The sequence below is a fragment of the Acinetobacter amyesii genome (assembly GCF_002018365.1).
In the GTDB taxonomy this organism is placed as follows: domain Bacteria; phylum Pseudomonadota; class Gammaproteobacteria; order Pseudomonadales; family Moraxellaceae; genus Acinetobacter; species Acinetobacter amyesii.
Window position 1 is genome coordinate 1 of record NZ_MVKX01000004.1, and the last position, 24416, is coordinate 24416.

Annotated in this window: 24 protein-coding genes; 14 read left to right on the forward strand and 10 right to left on the reverse strand. The window is 40.8% G+C overall.

Annotated features, from left to right (window positions below; all coding sequences use genetic code 11):
* Positions 1 to 1370 (reverse strand): BapA/Bap/LapF family prefix-like domain-containing protein (locus B1202_RS06970; protein ID WP_078189853.1); only part of this gene is annotated, 1370 nt, incomplete at its 3' end.
* 156 nt (positions 1371 to 1526) lie between these two features.
* Between B1202_RS06970 and B1202_RS06975 the strand changes: the two genes are divergently transcribed.
* The 3 genes from B1202_RS06975 (at position 1527) to lon (ending at position 5702) form a co-directional block, all read left to right on the forward strand.
* Complete coding sequence (locus tag B1202_RS06975) at positions 1527 to 2405, forward strand: OmpA family protein (RefSeq protein ID WP_078189854.1); 879 nt, start codon at positions 1527 to 1529, stop codon at positions 2403 to 2405.
* 135 nt (positions 2406 to 2540) lie between these two features.
* Positions 2541 to 3128, forward strand: a complete 588-nt coding sequence (locus B1202_RS06980) for a 5-formyltetrahydrofolate cyclo-ligase (RefSeq protein WP_078189855.1) — start codon at positions 2541 to 2543, stop codon at positions 3126 to 3128.
* A gap of 147 nt (positions 3129 to 3275) precedes the next feature.
* Positions 3276 to 5702 carry an endopeptidase La gene (gene lon, locus B1202_RS06985; RefSeq protein ID WP_078189856.1) on the forward strand — a complete coding sequence of 809 codons (2427 nt, stop codon included), beginning with the start codon at positions 3276 to 3278 and terminating at the stop codon, positions 5700 to 5702.
* Positions 5703 to 6128: 426 nt separating this feature from the next.
* Here the strand turns inward: lon and B1202_RS06990 are convergent, their stop codons facing one another.
* Positions 6129 to 7091, reverse strand: coding sequence for a M20/M25/M40 family metallo-hydrolase (locus B1202_RS06990; RefSeq protein WP_078189857.1), 963 nt, complete (start codon positions 7089 to 7091; stop codon positions 6129 to 6131).
* A 152-nt stretch (positions 7092 to 7243) separates the two neighbouring features.
* Between B1202_RS06990 and rlmH the strand changes: the two genes are divergently transcribed.
* The 4 genes from rlmH to B1202_RS16765 all read left to right on the forward strand — a co-directional run bounded on the left by rlmH (position 7244) and on the right by B1202_RS16765 (position 10138).
* The gene (gene rlmH / locus B1202_RS06995; RefSeq protein ID WP_078189858.1) at positions 7244 to 7726 is read left to right on the forward strand and encodes a 23S rRNA (pseudouridine(1915)-N(3))-methyltransferase RlmH; all 483 of its coding nucleotides are present in this window, start codon (positions 7244 to 7246) and stop codon (positions 7724 to 7726) included.
* 146 nt (positions 7727 to 7872) lie between these two features.
* Positions 7873 to 8649, forward strand: coding sequence for a dioxygenase (locus B1202_RS07000; RefSeq protein ID WP_078189859.1), 777 nt, complete (start codon positions 7873 to 7875; stop codon positions 8647 to 8649).
* A 168-nt stretch (positions 8650 to 8817) separates the two neighbouring features.
* Complete coding sequence (locus B1202_RS07005) at positions 8818 to 9594, forward strand: META and DUF4377 domain-containing protein (RefSeq protein WP_078189860.1); 777 nt, start codon at positions 8818 to 8820, stop codon at positions 9592 to 9594.
* 268 nt (positions 9595 to 9862) lie between these two features.
* Positions 9863 to 10138: an META domain-containing protein gene (locus B1202_RS16765; protein WP_171262612.1), complete on the forward strand. Its 276-nt coding sequence runs from the start codon at positions 9863 to 9865 to the stop codon at positions 10136 to 10138.
* Between the two features lie 83 nt (positions 10139 to 10221).
* Here the strand turns inward: B1202_RS16765 and gdhA are convergent, their stop codons facing one another.
* Positions 10222 to 11565 (reverse strand): NADP-specific glutamate dehydrogenase, encoded by a 1344-nt coding sequence (gene gdhA / locus B1202_RS07015; RefSeq protein WP_078189862.1) that lies wholly within the window; start codon positions 11563 to 11565, stop codon positions 10222 to 10224.
* A 333-nt stretch (positions 11566 to 11898) separates the two neighbouring features.
* Here gdhA and B1202_RS07020 point away from each other — a divergent pair, with 333 nt between their 5' ends.
* Positions 11899 to 12693 carry an RnfABCDGE type electron transport complex subunit B gene (locus B1202_RS07020; RefSeq protein WP_078189863.1) on the forward strand — a complete coding sequence of 265 codons (795 nt, stop codon included), beginning with the start codon at positions 11899 to 11901 and terminating at the stop codon, positions 12691 to 12693.
* 2 nt (positions 12694 to 12695) lie between these two features.
* The gene (nth, locus tag B1202_RS07025) at positions 12696 to 13385 is read left to right on the forward strand and encodes an endonuclease III (protein ID WP_078189864.1); all 690 of its coding nucleotides are present in this window, start codon (positions 12696 to 12698) and stop codon (positions 13383 to 13385) included.
* Positions 13386 to 13441: 56 nt separating this feature from the next.
* On the opposite strand, the gene B1202_RS07030 is transcribed toward nth, so the two are convergent.
* The 4 genes from B1202_RS07030 to B1202_RS07045 form a co-directional block, all read right to left on the reverse strand.
* Complete coding sequence (locus B1202_RS07030; RefSeq protein ID WP_078189865.1) at positions 13442 to 13639, reverse strand: hypothetical protein; 198 nt, start codon at positions 13637 to 13639, stop codon at positions 13442 to 13444.
* Positions 13640 to 13725: 86 nt separating this feature from the next.
* Complete coding sequence (gene adk / locus B1202_RS07035) at positions 13726 to 14385, reverse strand: adenylate kinase (protein WP_078189866.1); 660 nt, start codon at positions 14383 to 14385, stop codon at positions 13726 to 13728.
* An 84-nt stretch (positions 14386 to 14469) separates the two neighbouring features.
* Positions 14470 to 15786, reverse strand: coding sequence for a hypothetical protein (locus tag B1202_RS07040; protein ID WP_078189867.1), 1317 nt, complete (start codon positions 15784 to 15786; stop codon positions 14470 to 14472).
* A gap of 64 nt (positions 15787 to 15850) precedes the next feature.
* The gene (locus B1202_RS07045) at positions 15851 to 16369 is read right to left on the reverse strand and encodes a hypothetical protein (protein WP_078189868.1); all 519 of its coding nucleotides are present in this window, start codon (positions 16367 to 16369) and stop codon (positions 15851 to 15853) included.
* Between the two features lie 234 nt (positions 16370 to 16603).
* Here B1202_RS07045 and mrdA point away from each other — a divergent pair, with 234 nt between their 5' ends.
* Together mrdA and rsmD are read left to right on the forward strand one after the other, a co-directional pair.
* Positions 16604 to 18646: a penicillin-binding protein 2 gene (gene mrdA, locus B1202_RS07050; RefSeq protein ID WP_078189869.1), complete on the forward strand. Its 2043-nt coding sequence runs from the start codon at positions 16604 to 16606 to the stop codon at positions 18644 to 18646.
* Between the two features lie 3 nt (positions 18647 to 18649).
* Complete coding sequence (gene rsmD, locus B1202_RS07055; RefSeq protein WP_078189870.1) at positions 18650 to 19201, forward strand: 16S rRNA (guanine(966)-N(2))-methyltransferase RsmD; 552 nt, start codon at positions 18650 to 18652, stop codon at positions 19199 to 19201.
* 56 nt (positions 19202 to 19257) lie between these two features.
* Here the strand turns inward: rsmD and B1202_RS16530 are convergent, their stop codons facing one another.
* Positions 19258 to 19740 (reverse strand): hypothetical protein, encoded by a 483-nt coding sequence (locus B1202_RS16530; protein WP_078189871.1) that lies wholly within the window; start codon positions 19738 to 19740, stop codon positions 19258 to 19260.
* Between the two features lie 199 nt (positions 19741 to 19939).
* Between B1202_RS16530 and B1202_RS07065 the strand changes: the two genes are divergently transcribed.
* Both B1202_RS07065 and B1202_RS07070 read left to right on the forward strand, forming a co-directional pair.
* Positions 19940 to 20677: a sulfite exporter TauE/SafE family protein gene (locus B1202_RS07065; RefSeq protein ID WP_078189872.1), complete on the forward strand. Its 738-nt coding sequence runs from the start codon at positions 19940 to 19942 to the stop codon at positions 20675 to 20677.
* 190 nt (positions 20678 to 20867) lie between these two features.
* A complete protein-coding gene (locus B1202_RS07070; protein ID WP_078189873.1) occupies positions 20868 to 21197 on the forward strand; it encodes a hypothetical protein in 330 nt (109 codons plus the stop codon).
* Between the two features lie 98 nt (positions 21198 to 21295).
* Here the strand turns inward: B1202_RS07070 and B1202_RS07075 are convergent, their stop codons facing one another.
* Positions 21296 to 21874, reverse strand: a complete 579-nt coding sequence (locus B1202_RS07075) for a 1-acyl-sn-glycerol-3-phosphate acyltransferase (protein WP_171262613.1) — start codon at positions 21872 to 21874, stop codon at positions 21296 to 21298.
* 281 nt (positions 21875 to 22155) lie between these two features.
* Between B1202_RS07075 and B1202_RS07080 the strand changes: the two genes are divergently transcribed.
* Positions 22156 to 22638: a copper resistance protein NlpE gene (locus B1202_RS07080; protein ID WP_078189874.1), complete on the forward strand. Its 483-nt coding sequence runs from the start codon at positions 22156 to 22158 to the stop codon at positions 22636 to 22638.
* An 88-nt stretch (positions 22639 to 22726) separates the two neighbouring features.
* On the opposite strand, the gene groL is transcribed toward B1202_RS07080, so the two are convergent.
* Complete coding sequence (groL, locus tag B1202_RS07085; RefSeq protein ID WP_078189875.1) at positions 22727 to 24361, reverse strand: chaperonin GroEL; 1635 nt, start codon at positions 24359 to 24361, stop codon at positions 22727 to 22729.
* Positions 24362 to 24416: the final 55 nt, after the last annotated feature.

Below are 24416 nucleotides of genomic sequence, written 5' to 3' on the forward strand. Positions count from 1 at the left end.
ACTGGTGTACCTTCACCACCATTGGCTTGACCCGGTAAACCTGGATTACCCGTGGTATCTTCATATGAACTTTCAGGTACAGTCACAGTAATCGTGCCGTCTACACCAACAGGTACTTTACCCGTTACAGTGATTGAACCATCTGGTTGAGTCACAGGTGTACCAAAGTCAACGATAATGTCTTTACCCGTTGGATCTTTAACCGTGATTTTATCTGTGGTGATTGAAGATGGATCGGTGTCGTCTGGATAAGTCAGTACGATGTCACCATTTGGCGTCACGCTTACTTCAACTTGTGGACGGTCAGTATCGACTGGTGTGCCTTCGCCACCATTGGCTTGACCCGGTAAACCAGGGTTACCCGCGGTATCTTCGTATGAACCTTCTGGTACAGTCACAGTAATTGAACCATCAACACCTTCTGGAACTTTACCGGTTACAGTGATTGAACCGTCTGGTTGAGTCACAGGTGTACCAAATTCAACCACGATGTCTTTGCCATTTGGATCTTTGACGATGATTTTATCAGTGGTGATTGAAGATGGATCGGTGTCATCTGGGTAAGTCAGTACGATGTCACCATTTGGTGTCACAGTCACTTCAACTTGTGGACGGTCAGTATCGACTGGTGTACCTTCACCGCCATTGGCTTGACCCGGTAAACCTGGGTTACCTGCGGTATCTTCGTATGAACCTTCAGGTACAGTGACAGTAATTGAACCATCAACACCTTCAGGAACTTTACCGGTTACAGTGATTGAACCATCTGGTTGAGTCACAGGTGTACCAAAGTCAACCACAATGTCATTGCCATTTGGATCTTTGACAATAATCTTATCGGTCGTAATAGACGTTGGATCGGTATTCTTCGGATAAGTCAAAACAATCGTGCCATCAGGCGTAATGCTGACTTCAACTTGTGGACGTTCTACCGGTGGTTTTGATGAACTGCTACCACCAGAACCACCAGCCAAACCAATCCCGCCAGCAACTAAACCACCACCCACTAACCACGGTACTAGCCCACCAAAACTAGAAGATACTGGTGGTAATAAAACTTCTAAACCTGCAATTTCTTTAAAGCTCGCAACACCATTCGTAAAATCGAACCATAAGAATGCACATTCATCATCTTCAAATACTAAATCAGAAACTAAACCGTCTTCATATTGTGCAAAAAAATTCTCAATGGTAATTACTTCACCATTTTTCAATTTAATTATTAATGTATTACCGTCTTGTAAAAATTCTTGAACATCTTCTCTATGTAATTTGGTTTGAATTATTGATGCATCTTCCAAAACAATACGGTTAGCGGGTGAGCTGACCTTATTCAGAGTAATTTTGTCAACTATAACCAATTCTTTCATATTAATTCGCCATTATTAATTTAGTAACATCTAGTAACGAGTCTAACAAAGTGTTATTTTTTCCTCAATAAAGTTCTTTCAATATATTCCTTTAAATAATGTTTTTAATATTATTTAGACGATTATTTATCCTTATTGCATTACTCGGAATTCATTATGTACAAGACTTTCACTGCCATTGCGTTAAGCGCATCACTTGCCGCATGTTCAACTTTTCCTGGCGTAAACAAGTATGCAAAACCGGAAAATTTGTTGTTTCAAAACAATACGATTGATACATATAAAATACATGTTCAACGTGATGAAAAATTATGCGCAGATGATCAAACTAAAGACCAAAAATGTGCAACTAAACTCTATATAGATGACTTTAAAGCTGGTGATTTTTATATTAATAATTCAGCTGATTTTTATTTAAAAGAAGGCGAATACCAATTTAAAGTGAAAAATTGTACAACTAATTGTGAAAATTATTCAGTTAGCTATTGTGTAAACGAAAAGTCGATTTTGAATAACTTACTACTTACAATTGATAATAACGGCAAGCCCATCATATTAAATAATGATGGCACTATTATTAATAACTGTCCGATTAGAGATAATGCTCTAAAAAATGTGACAAACCCGATTGAACCGAGTTTAGATAATATAAATTTAGCTGCCGATTCTTTATTTAAATTTAATGGTGGGGAATTAACCGATTTACTTCCTGCTGGTAAATCAAGCTTGAATGAACTAGCGACTAAACTAAATAATCAATATGCACGTATTGATATGATTAAGCTCACCGGCCATACCGACCGTTTAGGCAGTGAACAATATAATCAGCAACTTGCATTGCAACGTGCACAGACTGTCAAAAATTACTTAATGAACCAAGGGATTGCTGCTGACAAATTAAGTTTCGCTTCAGCAGGTGAAACGCAGCCTGTAACCAATGGTTGTTTTGATGTGCAAGATCGAAATGCCTTAAAAGCTTGTTTACAAGCAGACCGTCGTGTTGATGTGCAAATTCTTGGTATTAAAAAACCTTAAATAAGTATGCGTTCCTTAAGCTAATTAGTGTTTAAGGAACGCTTTATATAAAAAAGATAAAACCTATTTTTTCGGACTTTTAAGCTTGAACGCGTTAAAATGCCTTGAGAATTTTGTGCTACTTTGAAATGAATCATGACTTTGAGCACCACCAGCCTTCGTAAGCAACTCCGCAAGCAGCGTCGTAGCCTAAACCTATGGGCCCAACGACAAGCTGAACAACAAGTCCTACAGCGTTTAATCAGACTCAGTCATTTTCAGCGCAGTCAGCATATAGGCGTGTATTTACATGCATTCGGTGAAATTCACACTCAAAAGCTCATCCACTACTGTTTTGCGCACCAAAAACAGGTGTATTTACCCATGATTTGCAACATGAATCAGCAACTGGTTTGGGTTGAAATCTCACTACATCAGTACATCAATAAACGTTTTTCTCATCACACACTCGGCATGAAAGAACCAATGGCAAGTCGTGGGAAGCATGTTTCTCATCTTGACCTTTTAATCATGCCTTTGCTGGCTTGCGATAAGTACGGCACACGCATTGGTATGGGGGGAGGCTTCTACGATAAAACATTAGCGACAGCCCACTCTACACCCTACCGTTTAGGGCTTGGTCACGATTTTCAACTCATCCAAGATCCCTTAGTCCGAGAAGATTGGGATCAACCGCTAGATGGCTTTATTAGCCCATCTCAAACTTTAAGTTTCAAACGTTAATTTGATATTTTTGACACTGAGTTACACTTAAAAATCACATATTTAGTCATTTTTTATACATTTTAATTGGCATGACCCTTGTAATTTAAAAAATACACATCACTATAAAAAACATGGCAACACCGTTGTCACTCATTAGGAGTGCCCATGTCTGAGATTATTATGAATGAAGAAAGCTTGGAAACTACAATTCCGAGCGTATTACCGCTTTTAGCGCTACGAGATGTGGTTGTATATCCTCACATGCAAATTGCACTGTTTGTGGGTCGCGAAAAGTCGATCAATGCAGTCAATGTCGCACGTGACAGTGACAATCTTGTATTCGTAGTTGCACAAAAAGATTCGCTTACAGAAGAAATTGATCACGACAATTTATATCAATACGGTACTGTCGCGAAGATTGTGCAAGTTGTGAATCATGAGAATGATGAAAACTGTATAAAAGTACTGATTGAAGGCTTATATCGTGCCAAGTTAGAAAAAATTATCGATGCCGATGATTACCTGACTGCCGAGCATTCATTAAGCCCAATGACGGTTTCTGTAGACCCAGAAACTCAGAATAACCGTGTCGAAGAATTACGTACCTTATTTGCTCAATATGCAGAAGCAAAACTGCGTAATGCACGTGAATTGATTGCAGCAGCCAATAAAATTGATGATTTACTGCAATTATTATTCTTCGTAGCAACACGCGTGCCTTTGAATATTGATGTCAAACAAAAATTCTTAGAGCATGATGAATTTGAAGCACATTTAGCTGAACTCATGACCTATTTATTACAACAGTCAGAAGAACAGCAAATTGAGCAAACCTTACATGATTCTGTAAAACGCCAAATGGAAAAGAATCAGCGTGAATACTTCTTAAATGAAAAAATGAAGGTCATTCAACGTGAACTTTCTGACATGAATGGCGGTGCTGAAGATGACGTTGCAGAAATTGAAAAACGTCTAGCTGAAGCCGATTTACCTGAACATGTACGTAAAAAAGCTGAAAATGAGTTCCGTAAGCTAAAAGCAATGCAACCTGCTTCGAGCGAAGCTGCTGTAGTGCGTAACTATCTAGAAGTTATTTTAGATACGCCGTGGAACAAAGCCAGCAAAGTCAGCATTAACCTTGCGAAAGCTCAAGATATTCTTGATGCCGATCACTATGGTTTAGACGACGTGAAAGACCGCATAGTGGAATACCTTGCTGTTCAATCGCGTGTGAAAAAACTTCGTGGTCCAATCCTGTGCTTAGTTGGTCCTCCAGGTGTAGGTAAAACTTCACTCGGTGAATCTGTTGCCAAAGCGACTGGCCGTGAATTTGTCCGTATGGCGCTTGGCGGCGTGCGTGATGAAGCTGAAATTCGTGGTCACCGTCGTACTTATATTGGTGCGATGCCAGGTAAAATTGTGCAGTCTTTGACAAAAGTTGGCGTAAAGAACCCACTGTTCTTACTCGATGAAATTGACAAGATGGCGCAAGACTACCGTGGTGACCCTGCTTCAGCATTGCTTGAAGTACTCGATCCATCACAAAACAGTAAGTTCAATGATCACTACTTAGATCTTGATCTAGACCTTTCTGAAGTGATGTTCATCTGTACTGCAAACAGCATGAATATTCCAGAAGCTTTGCTTGACCGTATGGAAGTGATTCGTCTACCAGGTTATACCGAAGATGAAAAAGTGAATATTGCTGAACGTTACCTCGTTCCAAAAGCCATAAAAAACAATGGTCTACGTGCGAAAGAATTAACCGTTCACGAAGAAGCCATTCGCGATATCGTACAACGTTATACACGTGAAGCCGGTGTCCGTAGCTTAGAACGCGAAGTGTCAAAAATTGCGCGTAAAGTGGTCAAAGAAGCGGTGAGCAAGAAAGCGAAAAATCTTCAAATTGAAGTGAATTCGAAAAATCTTCCTGACTACTTAGGTCCACACAAATTCGACTTCGGTATGGCCGAAGAAGAAGCTGAAGTGGGTCGTGTAAACGGCTTGGCTTGGACATCTGTTGGTGGTGAACTACTGACGATTGAAGTTGCAGCAGTGAAAGGTAAAGGCAAGTTCATTACCACCGGTTCTCTTGGCGATGTCATGAAAGAATCGATCACAGCAGCGATGACTGTTGTACGTACCCGTGCAGATGAACTAGGTATTGAAGCGATTCGCTTTGAAGAAACTGATGTACACGTGCATTTACCAGAAGGTGCAACACCGAAAGATGGTCCATCTGCTGGTTTAGCCCTGACCACTGCTCTTGTTTCAGCGTTTACAGGCATTGCGATTCGTCCAGATATTGCGATGACAGGTGAAACCAGTCTGGGTGGCCGTGCAATGCGCATTGGTGGTTTAAAAGAGAAACTTCTCGCTGCTCACCGTGGTGGCATCAAGCTTGTCTTTATCCCACAAGACAACGTTCGTGACTTGGCTGAGATTCCAGACAATGTCAAAGAAGGTCTAGAAATTAAACCAGTGAAATCGATTGATGAGATTTTACCTCTAGCCTTGGTTGATATACCTAAACCTCTTGCAAAGACACCGATTGTCAAAGCAACTGAAGGTGGCAAAGCTGCTCGTCACTAAGTGCTAGCGACTAGTAACTAGCAATAAAAGAAAAAAAGCCCTGTTTCGACAGGGCTTTTTTATATCCATTTTTTTCATGCTCAATATTCGGAACTTTTCATTCAAATTCTTCATAACCACTAGATTCAAGACAACAGCTACAACTATGGATTGGATTACTATTTCAAATTCGACATCAAGATCAAGAATAGCCAATAAGAAAGTCTTACAAAATTTGAATGCTATTACTTGAAATATCGCCCTCTATCCCACATATATAGTAGAGAGATATACGCGCTGTATGTTTCTTTATTGGTTCCAATCACGTGTAAAAACGTGATGATCATTGGAACAAGATGGTCATCTACATCTCCAGGTAGATGACCTTTTATCGCAGTCCACAGGCTTTCGGGGCTGCGTTTTTTATGTCATGTTTTTAAAGACATGTTATTTCAAATTTAAGATGGTTTTCACCAAACCATCGATCACTTGAGCCATTTTATCCAAGTTCAATTTATCCAGGGTATCTTGCTCAGTGTGATAGTGCTTATTACGATAAAATGCCGTATCAGTAATCATCATCGCCGGCATATCAAATTGCCAATAATTCATATGGTCTGAAAAATCCACCCCCTGAATAAATGACGGTGAAATCAAGCGTTCACATTGCAACTGCTTCAAAGACTCCATCGCTGCACAATACGATGAGGTTAAGTCACGAGACTGAATATTCCCCACCGATGCAATAAAATTCGTATGCGATGGATAAATCCATTTCAGTCCAACAGGATATTCTTGGGTAACTTTCGGATCAAAATAACCAATCATTTCCAGAATATACACACCTGAAATTTTATCCTTTTCCTTTGCTATCGATTTTGCATGGATAAAACTGCCCATCGACTCTGTTCTAAAATACGGCGGTTCTTCAAGGGTATAAAATACAAATTCAATATTTTGTTTTAAACGCGCTTTTTCAGCCGAAAGAATCCGTGCAGCTTCGAGTACACCAGCAACACCGGAGGCATTATCATCAGCACCGTGCTGCTCCTCAAATACATCATAGTGCGCACCAATGATCACTCGGTTGCTATGCCCTGCATTTAAGGGACAGACCACATTACGGTATGGTTGGCTGTTTACGGTATAGGTTTGAAAACGACAATTCACACCAAATAAACGCATCTGCTCACGAATCCAAGCAGACACGCGATTTAACTCTTGAATGTTCTTATAGTTACGATATTCAGCTTCATTACCAATAATTTGCTCTAAATAGACTTTTAAATTATCTGGTTCAGCGGTTCTAATATTGTTGGCATTCGCCGCAAATGAACACCATACAAAAATTGAAAGCATTGCTGCTTGCTTGAGCAAAAATAATTTACCGTCCTGCCATGTTTTTTTCATTGTTATTATTCCAATTTTCATCTTTGATCTAATCTGCTTATGCTGCGTATTTAAACAGCAAGCAGAACACGATTTCAATTGCAAATTGTGTCTGAACATACAAAGCGCAAGCGAACCGTTATAATGCTCTTTTGTATACTTTCAGGCGCTGTATGAAAATTCGTATTCTGACAATCGGTCAAAAAATGCCAGCATGGGTTCTGACGGGTTTTGAAGATTATTTCAAACGTATTCAGCCATTTGTTCAAACGCAAATTATTGAACTGCCTATGGCTAAACGTGGCAAGAACGACTCAGAAGCCGACATTTTAAAATACCGTCAAATTGAAGGTGACAGCATTTTAAATGCCATGAAATCAAATGAAGTGCTGATCGCCTTAGAAGTCGGTGGTCGTGAGTTCAGTACCGAAAAACTAGCTGAAACCATGAAAGGCTGGATGCTTGAAGGCAATGATGTGGTTTTAGCCATTGGTGGGCCAGATGGACATTCTGAAGCAGTACGTAAAGCAGCAGCATGGCATTGGTCTTTGTCTAAACTGACTTTGCCGCATCCTATGGTTCGTGTCATGCTCATCGAACAGCTATACCGTGCAATGAGTATTAACCATAATCACCCTTACCATCGTGCGGGTTAACCCGAACTGACATCCAGCGTATACAGCAGTTACAGCAGTTACAGCGTTGCAACAATGAAACAAACCGTTGAAATTATCCGAATTGTTACGCTGAATAATTTAGTGCATGATCATCATATTCCTTTAAACAACCAACGGCGACCGCGATGAATTTACAAACACTTCCAGGTTTATTTATTTCCCATGGCTCACCTATGCTTGCCATCAATCCTGAGCAAGTCGGTCCTGCGTTGGAACGTTTAAGCCTGAATCTTCCAAAACCAGAAGCTATAATTATCATGTCCGCGCATTGGGAAAGTAACGCACTAGAAGTAAGTACCAGTGCCCGTCCTGAAACTTGGCATGACTTCCGTGGCTTCCCTGCGGAACTTTATGATATTCGCTATCCAGCACCGGGTAACCCAGAGCTCGCTGAAGAAATCCTTCATTTGCTTGCCAATGCAGGATTATCTGCACATGCTAACAGCACTCGTCCACGCGATCATGGCGTGTGGATGCCGTTGTTGCATATGTATCCTGATGCCGACATTCCTGTGATTGAAATATCACTGCCGATGACCATGTCTGCTCAAGAGATTTATAAAATTGGACAAACGCTCGCACCTTTACGTGACAAGCAAATCCTGTTGATTGGGTCAGGCAGTATTACTCATAACTTACGTGAATTGGCTTGGGATGGACGTGCAGCAGCCGTGCCTGAATGGGCGTCTACATTCCGTAATTTTGTGGTCAATAAGCTCACTCATCAAGATTTTGATGCAGTTCTCGATTGGCAAAATATCCCGTTTGTACAACGCAACCATCCGACCATTGAACATTTTGCACCCATCTTCTTTGCGATGGGTGCAGGCCCCCGCTTCTCTATAGTTCACAGTAGCTTTAGTATGGGTTCACTGGGTATGGATATTTATCGTTTTGATTAAACGTGAATAAAACGAGGTAGATCGACTTATTCATAATTTATATTAATAAGTTAACAAATTATTATTTATGGATACATTTTGCTACTTATTTGAGCTGAATGTATTCATATTTTTTTAAAATGAATGGGTTATGCTACAGGCTGAAATTCACTTAGAACAGTTAGCGTAATGAAATTAAAATATTTAGCGATCGCCCTCTTCCCTTTAGCCCTTGCAGCATGTCAATCAAGCGATATCCAAAAAGCTGGAGATTTAGCCGTGAGCGTATTACAACAACAAAATGCTGATAAAACTTTAGCTTCATATCAATGGAGCACCACCACTGAAAATGCACCAAAACCTTTGGTTTTAAATTTTCTAGAAAATGGCACTTTGGGTATTTCAACCAGCTGTAACAGCATGTCAACCCAATGGAAAGTGGAACACAATACCCTCGTGACAGGTAATATTGCATCTACCATGATGGCGTGTCCTGATAATGCGATGAAACAAGAAGGACTTGCTTCTTCACTCTTTAGTGACCGTAAAGCACCTTTTGTTTTAAATACTACAGATCCACAAAATCCAACGTTAACCATTATCTCTGCAACAGGTGAGAAACTGGTGTTCACTGGAAAATTAACACCTGAAACTCAGTACAACTCACAAGGCGAAACGATTTACCTTGAAATCAGCCCAGAAACTAAACAATGTACAGGCGTTGCCCCACAAACTTGCTTGCAAGTGCGTGAAGTGAAGTACGATGAAAAAGGCTTAAAAACACAAGTCGATAAAGACTGGACTTTATTTTACGATCAAATTGAAGGCTTTAAGCACACACCTGCAGAACGCCAAATTATTCGCGTAAAACGTTTTGAACGTAAAAACCCTGCTGCTGACCAATCAAAATATGCCTATATTTTTGATATGTCAGTCGAACGTGAAGCCGTAAAAGGTACCTTGTAAGTTACAGCCTATAAAAAAACCGAGGTCATCGCCTCGGTTTTTTTATATCTACACAACTGCAAACGCTGATCGGCTGTGCAAAGTTTTCAAATCACGATGTACTGTTCAGCCAACGCTTAAGCGATGTCAATCTAAGGCTACTATAAAAGCAAAATACCCTGTCTGAATTCATCCTGACGAATCGCAATCAACAGACGTATATTTTTAAAGGCATACAGTGAATTGCTGATTTAAGTGATTTTGAAGCAAAACAATTAACTCAAAAGACGTGGATTCTCGTAGAGAATACCGCTCTTCCGCCCAAAAAACTCACACATTCAACAATGGCCGTATGACATTTTTTAGTGGCTGTAATCGCATTGGCCACAATTATGATGTTGAAAAGCATACTTTGCGTTTTACAGGAGATATAGGGAGTACCCTGAAGTTCTGCCCACAATTACATCTGCAAGAGCTTCATATTAAATGTTTGCTCAGCCAACCCTTAAATTTTCACTTCAACATTATCGATAGCAAGATCCAACTTAGGCTCATGAACACCTAGCAATATATCTATATTTTCTAAACCATTCAGCCATAAAAAAACCGAGGCAGAAGCCTCGGTTTTCAGTTCGACTTACGGCGAACTTAGTAAACGCCTTGAGCAAGCATTGCGTCAGCAACTTTTACGAAGCCTGCAATGTTCGCACCGTTTACGTAGTTCACAGTACCATCTTCTTCAGTACCGTATTTCACGCAGTTGCGGTGAATTTCTTTCATGATCGCGTGTAGACGCTCATCAACTTCTTCGAAAGTCCAACCCAAACGAATTGCGTTTTGAGACATTTCAAGACCAGAAGTCGCAACACCACCTGCATTTGAAGCTTTACCTGGTGCATAAAGAATTTTCGCTTCAACGAATTTTTCAACAGCAGCCAAAGTTGAAGGCATGTTTGCGCCTTCGGCTACACAGATTGCGCCATTTGCAAGAAGAGCTTCAGCATCAGCTTCATCTAATTCATTTTGAGTTGCACATGGAAGCGCGATATCACATTTGATAGACCAAGGACGTTGACCTTCTAAATATTCAAAACCGTGCTTAGATGCAAATTCAGAAATACGGCCACGCTTAACGTTTTTCAATTCCATTACTTCAGCAAGAAGTTCAGTTGTGAAACCATCTTTCACGTATACAGTACCTGCTGAGTCAGAAAGTGAAACCACTTTCGCACCTAAGTACATTGCTTTTTCAGCAGCGTATTGTGCAACGTTACCAGAACCCGAAATCGTTACAACTTTATCTTTAAAGCTATCGGCACGAGTTTTTAGCATTTCCTCAGCGAAATACACAGTACCGTAACCAGTTGCTTCAGGACGTGCAAGTGAACCACCGAAAGTTAAACCTTTACCAGTGAACACACATGCTGTGTCGTTGCTTAATTTTTTCATCATACCAGCCATGTAGCCAACTTCACGGCCACCTACACCGATGTCACCCGCAGGGATGTCAGTGTTAGAACCAAGATGACGGTATAATTCGATCATTAATGCTTGGCAGAAACGCATAATTTCGCCTTCAGATTTACCTTTAGGGTCAAAATCTGAACCGCCTTTACCACCACCCATAGGAAGTGTAGTTAAAGCATTTTTGAAAGTTTGTTCAAAACCTAAGAATTTAAGAATTGAAAGGTTCACTGATGGGTGGAAACGCATACCACCTTTGAATGGACCAATTGCTGAGTTGTATTGAACACGGAAAGCACGGTTAACTTGAGTTTGACCTTTGTCATCTACCCATGAAACACGGAACTGAATTGCACGCTCAGGCTCAACAAGACGTTCTAGCAAACCGTAGTCAGCATATTCTGGGTTCTTTTCGATGAATGGCCAAAGGCTCGTCATCACTTCTTCAACAGCTTGAAGAAATTCAGGTTGATGTTCATCACGTGTTTTAACGTAGTCTAGGAAGTCGTTAAGGCTGTTATATTTCAACGCTTAATCCTCAGCAGATGTATGGATCAAAATCGATCACAATTTTGATCAAAGATATATTTTGGCGCAAAATATTAAATATCTTTTGTAACTAATCAGCAATAGTTTTTTTAAAAAATCTTTAAATTCTTTAAAGAACAGCGATTTAAATTGATTATTCAGATATTTTGGTTATAAATATTATTACTTTTAGGAATGTTTTAATGAATTATTTTGCTCATTTATGATGCATCTTTAGACCCATTTTTGCGCACAGCAATTCATACTGAAACATGCTAGAATTCAACGTCCTCTTCGGTTTTTCTCTGCCTTCATTTGTACCCGCGACTACCCATGACTTCTGAAATTTCCCTCATCCAACAAATTGATGCCCTATTGCCACAAACTCAATGTGGACTCTGTGGACACCGTGACGGCTGCTTACCCTATGCCAAAGCCATCAGTGAAGGAGAAGAAGCCAATAAATGTGTACCCGGTGGTCAACCTGTGGCAGATACACTGGCAGCGTTATTAAATCGATCACACTTAATTGCAGAAGCCAGTGTTTGGCCCATCCAAAGTGATGGCCGTCCGCAACGGGTCAAAGCCGTGATTCGTGAGGATGAATGCATTGGTTGTACCAAATGTATCAGTGCCTGCCCTGTCGATGCCATTATTGGCTCAGGCAAATTGATGCATACGGTCTTGACGGATTTATGTACGGGCTGCGAACTCTGCATCCCACCTTGTCCAGTGGATTGTATCGACCTTGTCGAAGAGTTTGATCAAGTGCCATCTGAACCTGTTCGAATCGCAGAACAGAATGATTTACGTCGCCGCTACTATGCACATATTCAACGTGAGGAAAAGCGCCGAATTCATCGTAAAGGCCCTGTCGTACGCGCAGAAATTGACACGGAACTGTTTGCCCAATTTTCGACCCAGACAGACTCAGTACCGGTCATTGAAGTCGTAGAAAAACCAACTACGCCGGTCGTTCAACTCGATGCAAAAACCACCATTGAACTTGCTAAAATTCGAACACAAATCAAAAAGTTAGAAAAACAGCTCAGTGTTCGAGACGATGCAAAAAAACGCGAGTTACTCCATACACTCACGCAACAATTAACACAACTGCAAGGGGCTTAATCATGGCTGTTAAAAACATGACTAAGAAGCAAATTCAAACTTTTTTTGAACGTTTACGTGAGCAACGCCCCAACCCGAAAACTGAACTCAATTATAGTAGTCCATTTGAACTTTTGGTGGCTGTTACCCTTTCTGCCCAGGCCACAGATGTCAGTGTCAACAAAGCCACAGACAAACTCTTTCCAGTGGCAAACACTCCTGAAGCTATCTATGCGCTGGGTGTTGACGGTCTGAAGGAATATATCAAGACCATTGGCCTCTATAATTCTAAGGCAGAAAATGTCATCAAAGCCTGCAAAATGCTCATTGAGAAACACAACAGCATCGTTCCGAATAATCGTGCAGATTTGGAAGCCTTACCTGGTGTCGGTCGTAAGACTGCAAATGTGGTGCTAAATACTGCTTTTGGTCAACCAACCATGGCCGTTGATACACATATTTTTCGTTTAGGAAATCGTACAGGATTGGCTGTCGGCAAAAATGTTCTGGAAGTCGAACACCGACTCGTCAAAGTGATTCCTAAAGAATTTATCGTCGATTCACATCATTGGCTAATTTTACATGGACGCTATTGCTGCATTGCCCGCAAACCCAAATGTGATGAATGCATCGTATCTGATGTGTGTAATTGGCCCGACCGTTTTGACTTTGGCGCATTAAGACCGATTAAAATCACCCAAATTGAAGATTAATCTCTTCAATTTCAGGGTAGATGGAATTTGTAAGAATCAATTGATCAAATTGATGATTAATTTTTATCTTGTTCTTTCTGTTTTTTATCAAACTCTTGCTGCAGCTTTGGATGTAAGCGATATTGCTTAGGGTTCAGTTTAGCTTGCTCTGCTTCTTCCACTTGCACCTTACGCAACATTTTAAAGCTGACAAATAATAAGCCCAATAACACCGCTACAGCGATGATGACCATTATAACCAAAGCAAATTTCATAACAGATTCGCCCTAAAAGCCACATAAAAAAAGAGCCCCACTATGCAGTAGGACTCTTTGATTGTCAAAAATTCAAAAAAACTGAATTATTTAGACTGATCTAAAATCGCGAACAAATCAGTTTGAACTTGATCGATTGGACGAAGACCATTTAATTTGTCATAAGTTGGTGCGTTTTCGCCAGAAGCTGCGCGACCTTGGTAGAAACCAACCAATTGCTCAGTTTCGGCATGGTAAGAACCTAAACGCTTACGAATTGTTGCTTCTTGGTCATCAGGACGTTGAACAAGGTCTTCACCAGTTTCGTCATCTTTACCTTCCACTTTTGGTGGGTTGTAAACGGTGTGATATACACGACCAGATGCTGGGTGTTGACGACGACCAGATAAACGTTGAACGATTTCTTCGTCAGGTACATCAATTTCAATTACGTGATCGATGCTGATACCTTCATTTTCAAGCGCTTCAGCTTGTGGAATCGTACGCGGGAAACCGTCGAAAATGCAGCCATTGACACAGTCAGGTTGAGCAATGCGTTCTTTTACAAGACCAATAATAAGCTCATCAGATACAAGGCCGCCATTGTCCATGACGCTTTTAGCTTGTAGACCTAATTCAGTACCTTCACGAATCGCAGCACGGAGCATATCACCGGTTGAAATTTGTGGGATATCGTAGCGCTTACAGATCAACTGAGCTTGTGTACCTTTACCTGCTCCAGGTGGTCCGAGTAATATAATGCGCATAAAAAAACATCCTCATTTTAAACATTGTATATGACGCTATGTAGTGATCTGAACCCAAGATTCAGATCGTCTTCCAGCATCTAATTATAAGAAAGCCACAAACAAATGTATTGTACCCGCGATAAAACCGGTTACACCACCCAAGACAATTAAAATCCATTCGTCTTCCTGAAATGCAGGACGTAATAGATTTTGAAATTCTTTCGGTGTTAGCTCACGAATACGGTCTCTAAACATTTGAAAGATTTTCTGTGCACGGCTCGCATTAAACGCAGGGTCGCATACAGGCACCATCGTAATTTCAATTGAGCGATCAATCAAGTCTGTCTTGAGTTTTGCGTACTCTTTTGGACCTAAAGACAACTGTAATGAGGTACGAACCAGTGGAGATTCCATAATTTCATTAATATGACGTTTCACAATGCGGCGGGTCTTATCTTTCTTCCCGCCATACATCATTTCAGTCATGATAGATTTTAACGTAATTAGGTCTTCTGTGACTACACTTGCGAATACATCTGAAACTTCTTCTTGGCGTTTCATAAACGCACCTTGAACATTGTACGTTCCAATACGTGGAATCACAGGTTTAATCCAAGGGAATTTACGATCTTTAGTTAATTCAAATAATTGCAAATACTTAACAGGGTGTGGCTCTATTGGATTAAATACCATCCAGATGGCAATCCAGTTGGTCAAAAAGCCCCAGATTGCTGCCCAAAATGGAACCGTCCAATGCCATGGCACCACAAACCAAACAACCATTTGGAAGATACCAAAGAACATCCCAATCAAGGCGCTGATATGCCAAATAAAGTTGATTTCTTTTTGGCCAACTTTAAGGAACATCCGCACCATCAAGAGACGATCCGCTTCCATTTGACTCACCACCATTTCACGCATGTCAACAAGTGACTCTACGTTCATGGTCAGTTCGGTCACGAGTTCTTTTAAGGTATTTGGTAGCTGTTTATGTGCTTGGGCATAAATACGGCGTTTAATCGAATACGGTAGGTTTTCCCAAAGCACCGCATTTCGGTCTAGCATGACTTCATCAATCAAATGTTCAAGTTCAAAGCCAACTTGTTCACCAATGATGCGCGCCATGTCCTCAGGATCCATTGCATCCAAAAACTCGCGCAAGGAACCCAATTTAGACAATGTGTTATCCGTAATAATGCCAGAAATACGTCCAGCTTTTCTTGGCACAATCCCCTGCCATCCCACGGGTAATGGACCTAAATGGAATCCCCAGAAAGTAATCGGGTAAAACACCATTTTCAGTGCCATCCAAACGTGTGCCCAGGTAACGAATGCGGTAACGGGGATAATACTCAGCACAGCCCAAAAATCGGGACGTTGCAAAAAGGTTTGCCACAATTCGTTAACGTACTCAAGCATGCATAACTTCCATATTTAATTTTATTCAGTGAGTGCGGTTATAAAATAAAGTTGATTATTTTCACTACAAACCAAAACTTAAAGTATATGAGATTTGTAGTCTCGGTTCGGTTTCCACAATCACATTACCTGATTTGTCTTCTAATTTTTCACCCGCACCCAAACCTACACTAAACGTACTAATACGCTCGGCACTCAACATCACATAAGCAAGATCGATACCACCACCTAAACGCGCTTCATCTTCACCATCTACTTTCTTGGAGTCGATGTGGCCCGCATAAGCACCGATATAATAACCATTTTTATCTTTGCCAGTGAAATGAACTGGGTAACGAAAGCCGACTTGCCCACCAGGTGTTTTATCATCGTTCAAGAAAACACCAGCTTTTGCATAGGCAATGCCATATGGGTTTACCCACTCACCATTCACGTGAATAATTTTTTGAGTAAAACCTGCTCCAACATTCCATGGTTGATAACCCTCACTTGTTAATTTTGCCTCAGGTAAAAATGAATTGTCATTGGCATGTGCGATGCTTCCAAGCATCATAAATGCAAGCAATGGATATAATTTATTCATTGTTTTCACAAACTTCCTTAGTATTATTTTTTGGAATATTCCTTTTTTATACGTTTCGACTTTAGCAGAATAATATGAACTGTTATACACAAAGCCCCATATTTTTCATGTCTGCAAAGTCAAAATATAGACTGCAATCACAGCAGAGTCGTTTTTATTTATCAAAAAAATGTCAGTTGCGCTAGAATATGCCTCTTCCGTTATTTTAGCTCTCAGTCTTTAAGTCGATCGCGTATGAAGCAGCATTATCCTTTAAAAAATGTCCAGCAAGAAAAGCGGATTTATCGTAATCGCGTGGTGATTTCGATAGGGATTGTCTCCTTCTTTATGCTGTTGCTCGTGGCACGTTATGCATATTTGCAAATCAAGAGTTATGAGACCTTTTCGACTGCTGCAGATCAAAACCGAATTCGACTGCAACCGCTTGCACCCTCACGTGGTTATATCTATGACCGTAATGGCGTGTTATTAGCCGATAATTATCCAGTTTTCTCAGCGACGATGAGTCGTGCGGATGTTGAAGACATTGATGATACGGTAGAGCGCCTAACGCCTCTGTTAGAACTGACTGATGAAGACATCGAACGTTTCAAAAGTCGGATTAAAACTTCTAAAAAGACTGAACGCGTTTCGATTAAACTGAATTTAAATGAAAATGATATCGCCCGTTTTAGTGAGGTGAAATATCAATTTCCGGGTGTCAATATAGAGACCCAGATGACTCGCTACTATCCACATGGCGAACTATTTGCCCATGTGATTGGCTACGTGGGTCGTATTAATGACAAAGAACTAAAAACGATTGATAAAGATTTATACGCTGGCTCAAACCTGATCGGTAAAATTGGCGTTGAAAAATCATACGAAGAACTTTTACACGGTATGCCGGGAAATGAGTCGGTTGAAGCCGATGCCTTTGGTAATGTGTTACGTCATCTAGGTCGTAAAGATCCGATTCGTGGTAATGACTTATATTTATCCCTAGATTATGGACTGCAAATGGTCGCTTCAGAGCAGCTTGCAGATCGACGTGGTGCGATTGTTGCGATTGACCCACGTACTGGGGAAATTCTTGCTCTCGTTTCTAGTCCAAGTTTTAACCCAAACTTATTTGTTACAGGGATTAGCAGTAAAGATTATTCTGAACTGCGTGATAGCCTCGATCAACCTTTATATAACCGTGCTGTGCAAGGGGCTTATCCACCGGGTTCAACGATCAAGCCAATGTTTGGTCTAGGTGGTATTCATTATGGTCTAGTGGACTGGAGTACAGCCATTTCCGATCCGGGCTATTTCACGCTTCCGGGTGATAGCCATCGTTTCCGTGACCACAAAAAAACTGGTCATGGCTCAGTCAATTTACACAAAGCTCAAGTCGTTTCCTGCGATACCTATTTCTATGTCTTGTCCTATCGTATGGGCATTGAAAAAATGAATACGTGGATGCGTCAGTTTGGTTTCGGTGAAAAAACCGGTGTAGATTTACCAAGTGAAAGCACGGGGCTATATCCAAATCCTGAATGGAAACTTCGCACACGGAAGTCCAATTGGCTTAAGGGTGAAACCATTTCCGTCAGTATTGGTCAGGGTGCATTTACTGCAACACCATTACAACTGGCGATGGCGACAGCCATTACCGCCAATCAAGGCTCTCATGTTACACCTCACGTTTTGCGTGAAAGTAAAGGTGCTAAAGTCCACAAAGTCCATAACGCCCCGAATGGTCGCATTCAATTTAATGGTAAGCCAGATGATTGGATCAAAATGCGTGATGCCATGATTGATGTGGTTCAAACAGGGACAGGTCGTGGTATTCGTACCCCAATGTATCAAATTGCAGGTAAAACAGGAACTGCACAGGTTAAAAGTATTGCCCAAGGTAAACGTTATAACGAGTCCTTATTGACAGAGCGTCAACTTGACCATGGTTTATTTGTTGGTTTTGCCCCTGCGGAAAAACCTGAAATTGCCATTGCAGTCGTTTGGGAAAATGGCCGTCACGGTGGTTCTGCTGCTCAAATTGCGAAACCAATGTTTGACTACTGGTTATTAACACGTAAAAAGAATCCAATTCGTCCTGCTAGCCATCAAATCAGCGGTGGTCTCATGACTGCGGGTCTAAAACCGAGTGAGTTACCAAGCGGCTCAAATATTTTATCAGCCGATCCAAATGCGAGCCCAACAGCTCAGCAGAACAACAGTGCCACTCAACAACCGAATACTGCAAATACAACACCTCGTGCTGCCAGTGCCGCACATGCAACCGATGAGGAATAATTCATGAAAAATCAATTAAGAATCATTGGGGGTGAATGGAAGCGTCGTCAATTACCTTTTGCCAGTATTGACGGTTTACGCCCTACACCTGACCGTGTCCGCGAGACATTATTTAACTGGCTCATGTGGGATGTTCAAAATGCCAAAGTTCTCGACCTGTGTACAGGTTCAGGTGCTTTGTCGTTTGAAGCACTCTCACGTGGTGCTGCAGAAGCCGTTTTAATTGAACCTGATCGCACCCAAGCGAAATTTCTCATGGACAATTTAGAACTCCTAAGAGTCAGCAAACAACGTGTGCAACTCAAAAACATGACGGCACAACAAGCCATTCCTAACTTGAAAGACCAATTTGATCTGATTTTCTTAGATCCCCCTTATAGTCTTGATTTATGGCAAGAACTTGCTGAATTGGTCGATCCGTGCATTGCAGACAATGGTTTAATATATATCGAAGCTGACCGTGATCTTGCTCAGTTAAAACTCCCGAGCACTTGGCAGCAAATCAAACAAACCAAAGCTGGAACGGTGCGTGCAGGCTTATATAAAAAGGCTTAATGCAAATACACACAAAAAAGGACGCCAATGCGTCCTTTTTTATTACTTGAAAATCATTAAACCTGTGGTCGAAGTGGACGCTGGCTATTAAATCCACCCGGGGTTTTAGCTTTATCCACGGGCGTCACTTTTGGACGTTGTTGCTGTGGTTTTTGCTGCTGGGGCTTGCTTGTATTGGGTTTAGCTGGCGTCTGAGGCTTTGCGCTTGGACGCTGCACATTTGTCGGATGCTGAGATGAAGGTTTCTGTACATTCGGTTTATGCGCATTTGGTTTATATATATCGTCTGGACGGCTATTCGAATTCGGTCGTGGTGAGTTTGGTCGATGTTGCGGGCTATTCACTCGACCATATGAACGGTCATAACGCTGACTTGAGTCATAGTGCTGTCCGTATGAACCACCATATTGACCTGAATAACCATATTGATTTGCATAGCCATATCGATTCGATTGGTATCGGCCATCATCAAATGGCGCCACGACACACCCTGTAAATGTAACTGCAACCACAGATAGCAAAGCAACTTGTTTAAGCATGTGTAGCACTCCTCTTTGATGAAGGGCATTTTCACTTATCGAAATGAATTCAATCGGAAGTCTGTGTACATATGCTGTATTTAAACATTCATGTTTTATTCATGGTTTGACATCCAATTTTGCTACATTTGCTCAGTCAGCCACATTTATATAGAAAAATTCACTACAATAGCGCCACGTATTTCAAAGCTGTAATTTAATGACTTGGCTGATTTTTATTCTTGGTGCCATCTTTGCAGGATTCGTACAAGGATTAACAGGGTTTGCATTCGCCCTTATCGCAATGTCATTTTGGGTTTGGATACTTCCCCCGCAAATAGCCGCACCCTTGGTGGTCTGCGCTTCAGTTTATAGCCACTTCATCTCATTATCATCAGAACGTAAAAGCATTCCGATCAATAAAAAAATCATTTATCCCTATTTAATTGCAGGAATTTTAGGTGTACCGCTCGGAACCTATTTATTAGACAGCATTAATCCAGATACATTTAAATTGGTTTTGGGTGCTTTTTTAATGTTTTGGTGCCCAATTTTATTTTTTAATCCGAAATTTTCATTCATCCAAAAATCGGGGAAATGGGCGGATTCTAGTATTGGATATATTGCTGGGATCTTGGGTGGTCTCGGTGGCTTTTGTGGCGCATTACCCTCTGCATGGCTCATGCTGAAAAATACACCCAAAGCAGAACAACGCTATATTTTGCGGCATTTCAATTTAGCCATTCAGCTCGTCACACTCGTCAGCTATCTGCTACAAGGGATCATCCATCGTGAACATCTGCCCTATTTAGCCGTGCTTTTGGTGATTATGGCTTTTCCAGTGATTTTTGGTGCCAAACTTTTTTATCGCATTTCAGAACGCCAATTTAAGCATATCGTGTTAGGGCTATTATTTTCTTCAGGCTGCTTCTTGGTGACTATGAGTGTCTTAACCTGATGACTCAAAATCTAAAGATATTTGTCCAAATTGTTCTAACAAAACGCCTTTTCAGTTAGACATTCACATCTTGTAACAATGACACAGTTCACATTTATATAAAAATTAGCCAAATGGTAAAAAAGTGATTAATTTTTTTGAAGAAAATTAATAGAATATTGCACCTCATAATTTTGCTTAAAATAAAACCATGAAAAAGTTCATCCTGCTTGCAGGTGTGACTCTGCTTAGCGGCTGTATGTTTGGCACGTCCAGTGAAATTAAAAAAGCTGAAAAACTACTCTCACATTTTCAATGCAATAATATTGAAAGTTCACATATGACTCATAGCTCGATTACAAGTTTTCATGAAGAAAAACTGGCATCAAGTAAACAAAAGGTTGTGTCGTATATCGACAGCTATAAAGAAGGCGAAAAATTATTTCGTATTCCGCTCATCGATGTAGTTGACCAGCAATACATTATTTATAAGGCGGCATGTCAAAATCTGGGCGGTATTCATCCCGACTTTAATGATTAAAATCAACATAAAAATCTAAATAGAAGAATCAAAATAGAAGAATCTAAACATAAAAAAAAGGGACAGCCAATGCTGTCCTTTTTTATTGGTTTGTTAGATTAGTGATAGCGTGTATCGACACTGAATTTTTCAGGAAATTTGGCATGAATTTGCGCATAAAAATCCATGATTTCCGCCATATCTTTTTCATAATCGCCTGTAGGATAAACAATTTTACCCACCCCAGTCTTTTTCTGCGCATAGTCCATATAGGCTAAAGCAATCGGCACACCCGCTTGCATAGCAACATGATAAAAACCAGTTTTCCATTTCTCTTGTTTGGCGCGTGTCCCTTCAGGCGTCACTAACATGACCAATTTAGGATGATGCTTGAACAAGTCTGCCATCAGCTCAACCATACTTTGACGAGCTTCACCATCTTGTTTTGGACGTCGATTAATACCAATTCCGCCCATGGCACGTACAAAAGGCCCAAACGGGAATTTCATATAACTGTCTTTAATCGTGATACGAACATTTACCCCTAACGCTTTCAGGGCAAGGCGTGCATAAAGTGCATCCCAATTACTGGTATGTGGTGCTGCAATCATGACACATTGGTCGATATTTAAATCCCAATGGTTATCAATTTGCCACCCCATTAAGTTCAGACTTTTTTCCGCTGTTTTTTCAAACACAATTTGCACCGACAGTTTTTTCTATGCCGCAGAGTTTAACAACGCAAAATAATTATAAAAGCCTATATTGTTCAGTAACCAACCAATTAATATATAAATGTCCTTTAGCGTTCACTTTTAGGTAAGTCACCAATATTTCATTATTTACGAATTTTTAAAAATCAAATGTCTGTTTTGATGTATTAAGCAAAAACACAATTGTTAACAGGAATAGGCTATTTTTCTTGAGCAATAAAAGTCACGCTTAGCATTATATTGGGTACGTACGGTGTATAAATCTCATGAAAAAACTAATGCTCGCTCTCTGTATGGTCAGTGCAACCCTAACGGCATGTTCAAAGACCAGTAATGAATCTGAAACTGCGACACCACCAGATAATAATGTCATTGCCAATACGGACGCTGCCTCAGAAAGCCCGATTGCCACAGGTGATAACACCGAAAATGCACTTGATTGGGCAGGTGAATATAAAGGGATTCTGCCTTGCCATGATTGCAAAGGGATTGAAACTGAGCTTGAACTCAAACTCGATAAAAGCTATGAGCTTAGCCAAGAGTTTTTAGGCAAACCTGCAAACACTGAAAATAAAGTAAAAGGCAGTTTTAAGTTTTTGCCAGATCAACCTGGAATGATTCAACTTGATGCCCAAGGCGACAATCGAATTTATTTTGTAGGTGAAAACTTTATTGAGCTTCGTGGTGATAAAGGTGAAAAATTGGAAATGCCTGAATTAAATTTCCAGCTTACCAAAAAGCTTGATTAGCGTTTTATTTAACATTTGTAGTCATATGTTAGTCATAAAAAAATCCCCGCAAAAGCGGGGATTTTTCAGATCGGATGATCAGTATGAATTACATCATACCGCCCATGCCACCCATACCGCCCATATCAGGCATAGCAGGCTTGTCTTCTGGGATTTCAGTGATCATACATTCAGTTGTAAGCATTAAGCCCGCAACAGATGCAGCATGCTCAAGCGCAGAACGTGTTACTTTCGCTGGGTCAAGAATACCCATTTCAAGCATATCACCATACTCTGAAGTTGCAGCGTTATAACCGAAGTTACCTTCACCGTTTTTCACAGCATTGATTACAACTGATGGCTCATCGCCAGAGTTTGCCACGATTTGACGAAGCGGCGCTTCAATTGCACGACGTAAAATGTTGATACCCACATTTTGGTCATCGTTTGCACCTGTAACACCTTCAAGTGATTTCGCAGCACGTACAAGTGCAACACCACCGCCCGCTACAACACCTTCTTCAACTGCAGCGCGAGTTGCGTGAAGTGCATCGTCAACACGGTCTTTCTTCTCTTTCATTTCAACTTCAGTTGCTGCACCAATTTTGATCACAGCTACACCGCCAGCCAATTTAGCTACACGTTCTTGAAGTTTTTCTTTATCATATTCTGAAGTTGATTCTTCAATTTGCGCACGGATTTGAGTTACACGCTCAGCGATTTGAGCTGCATTACCCGCACCGTCCACAATTACTGTGTTTTCTTTAGAAACAGTTACTTTATGCGCAGTACCTAAATCTTGAAGAGAAGCTTGTTCAAGTGACATGCCAACTTCTTCAGAAATCACAGTCGCGCCAGTTAAGATCGCGATATCTTGAAGCATTGCTTTACGACGGTCACCGAAGCCAGGCGCTTTAACCGCACATACTTTGATAATGCCGCGCATGTTGTTTACTACAAGTGTAGCCAACGCTTCGCCTTCAACATCTTCAGCGATGATAAGAAGCGGTTTACCTGTTTTAGCAACAGCCTCAAGTACAGCAATCAATTCACGGATGTTGCTGATTTTTTTGTCTACAAGAAGGATGAATGGGTTTTCAAGTTCTGCAGTCAACGTTTCTTGTTTGTTTGCAAAGTACGGGCTGATGTAACCACGGTCAAACTGCATACCTTCAACTACATCAAGCGAATCTTCGAAGCCTGAACCTTCTTCAACTGTAATTACGCCTTCTTTGCCTACTTTTTCCATTGCTTGCGCAATTAAAGCACCAACAGTGGTATCAGAGTTTGCAGAGATCGAACCTACTTGTTCAATGGCTTTAGAGTCAGAAGCTGGTTTAGCAGTCGCTTTAATTTCAGCAACAACAGCTTTAACCGCGATGTCGATACCGCGTTTAAGATCCATTGGGTTCATACCAGCAGTAACTGATTTGATCCCTTCATTTAGGATTGCTTGAGCAAGTACAGTTGCAGTTGTTGTACCGTCACCCGCGATGTCATTGGTTTTTGAAGACACTTCACGAACCAGCTGAGCGCCCATGTTTTCAAATTTGTCTTTTAATGTAATTTCTTTCGCTACAGAAACACCATCTTTAGTGATGTGCGGCGCACCGAAAGAACGGTCGATAACAACGTTACGGCCTTTAGGACCTAAAGTTACTTTTACAGCATCTGCAAGTACGTTTACACCCGCGATCATTTTTGAACGCGCTGAATCACCAAATTTTACGTCTTTAGCTGACATGGTTTACTCCAAAATTTTTAATATATTTTTCAAATCGAATTCGGTTCGAAAGTTC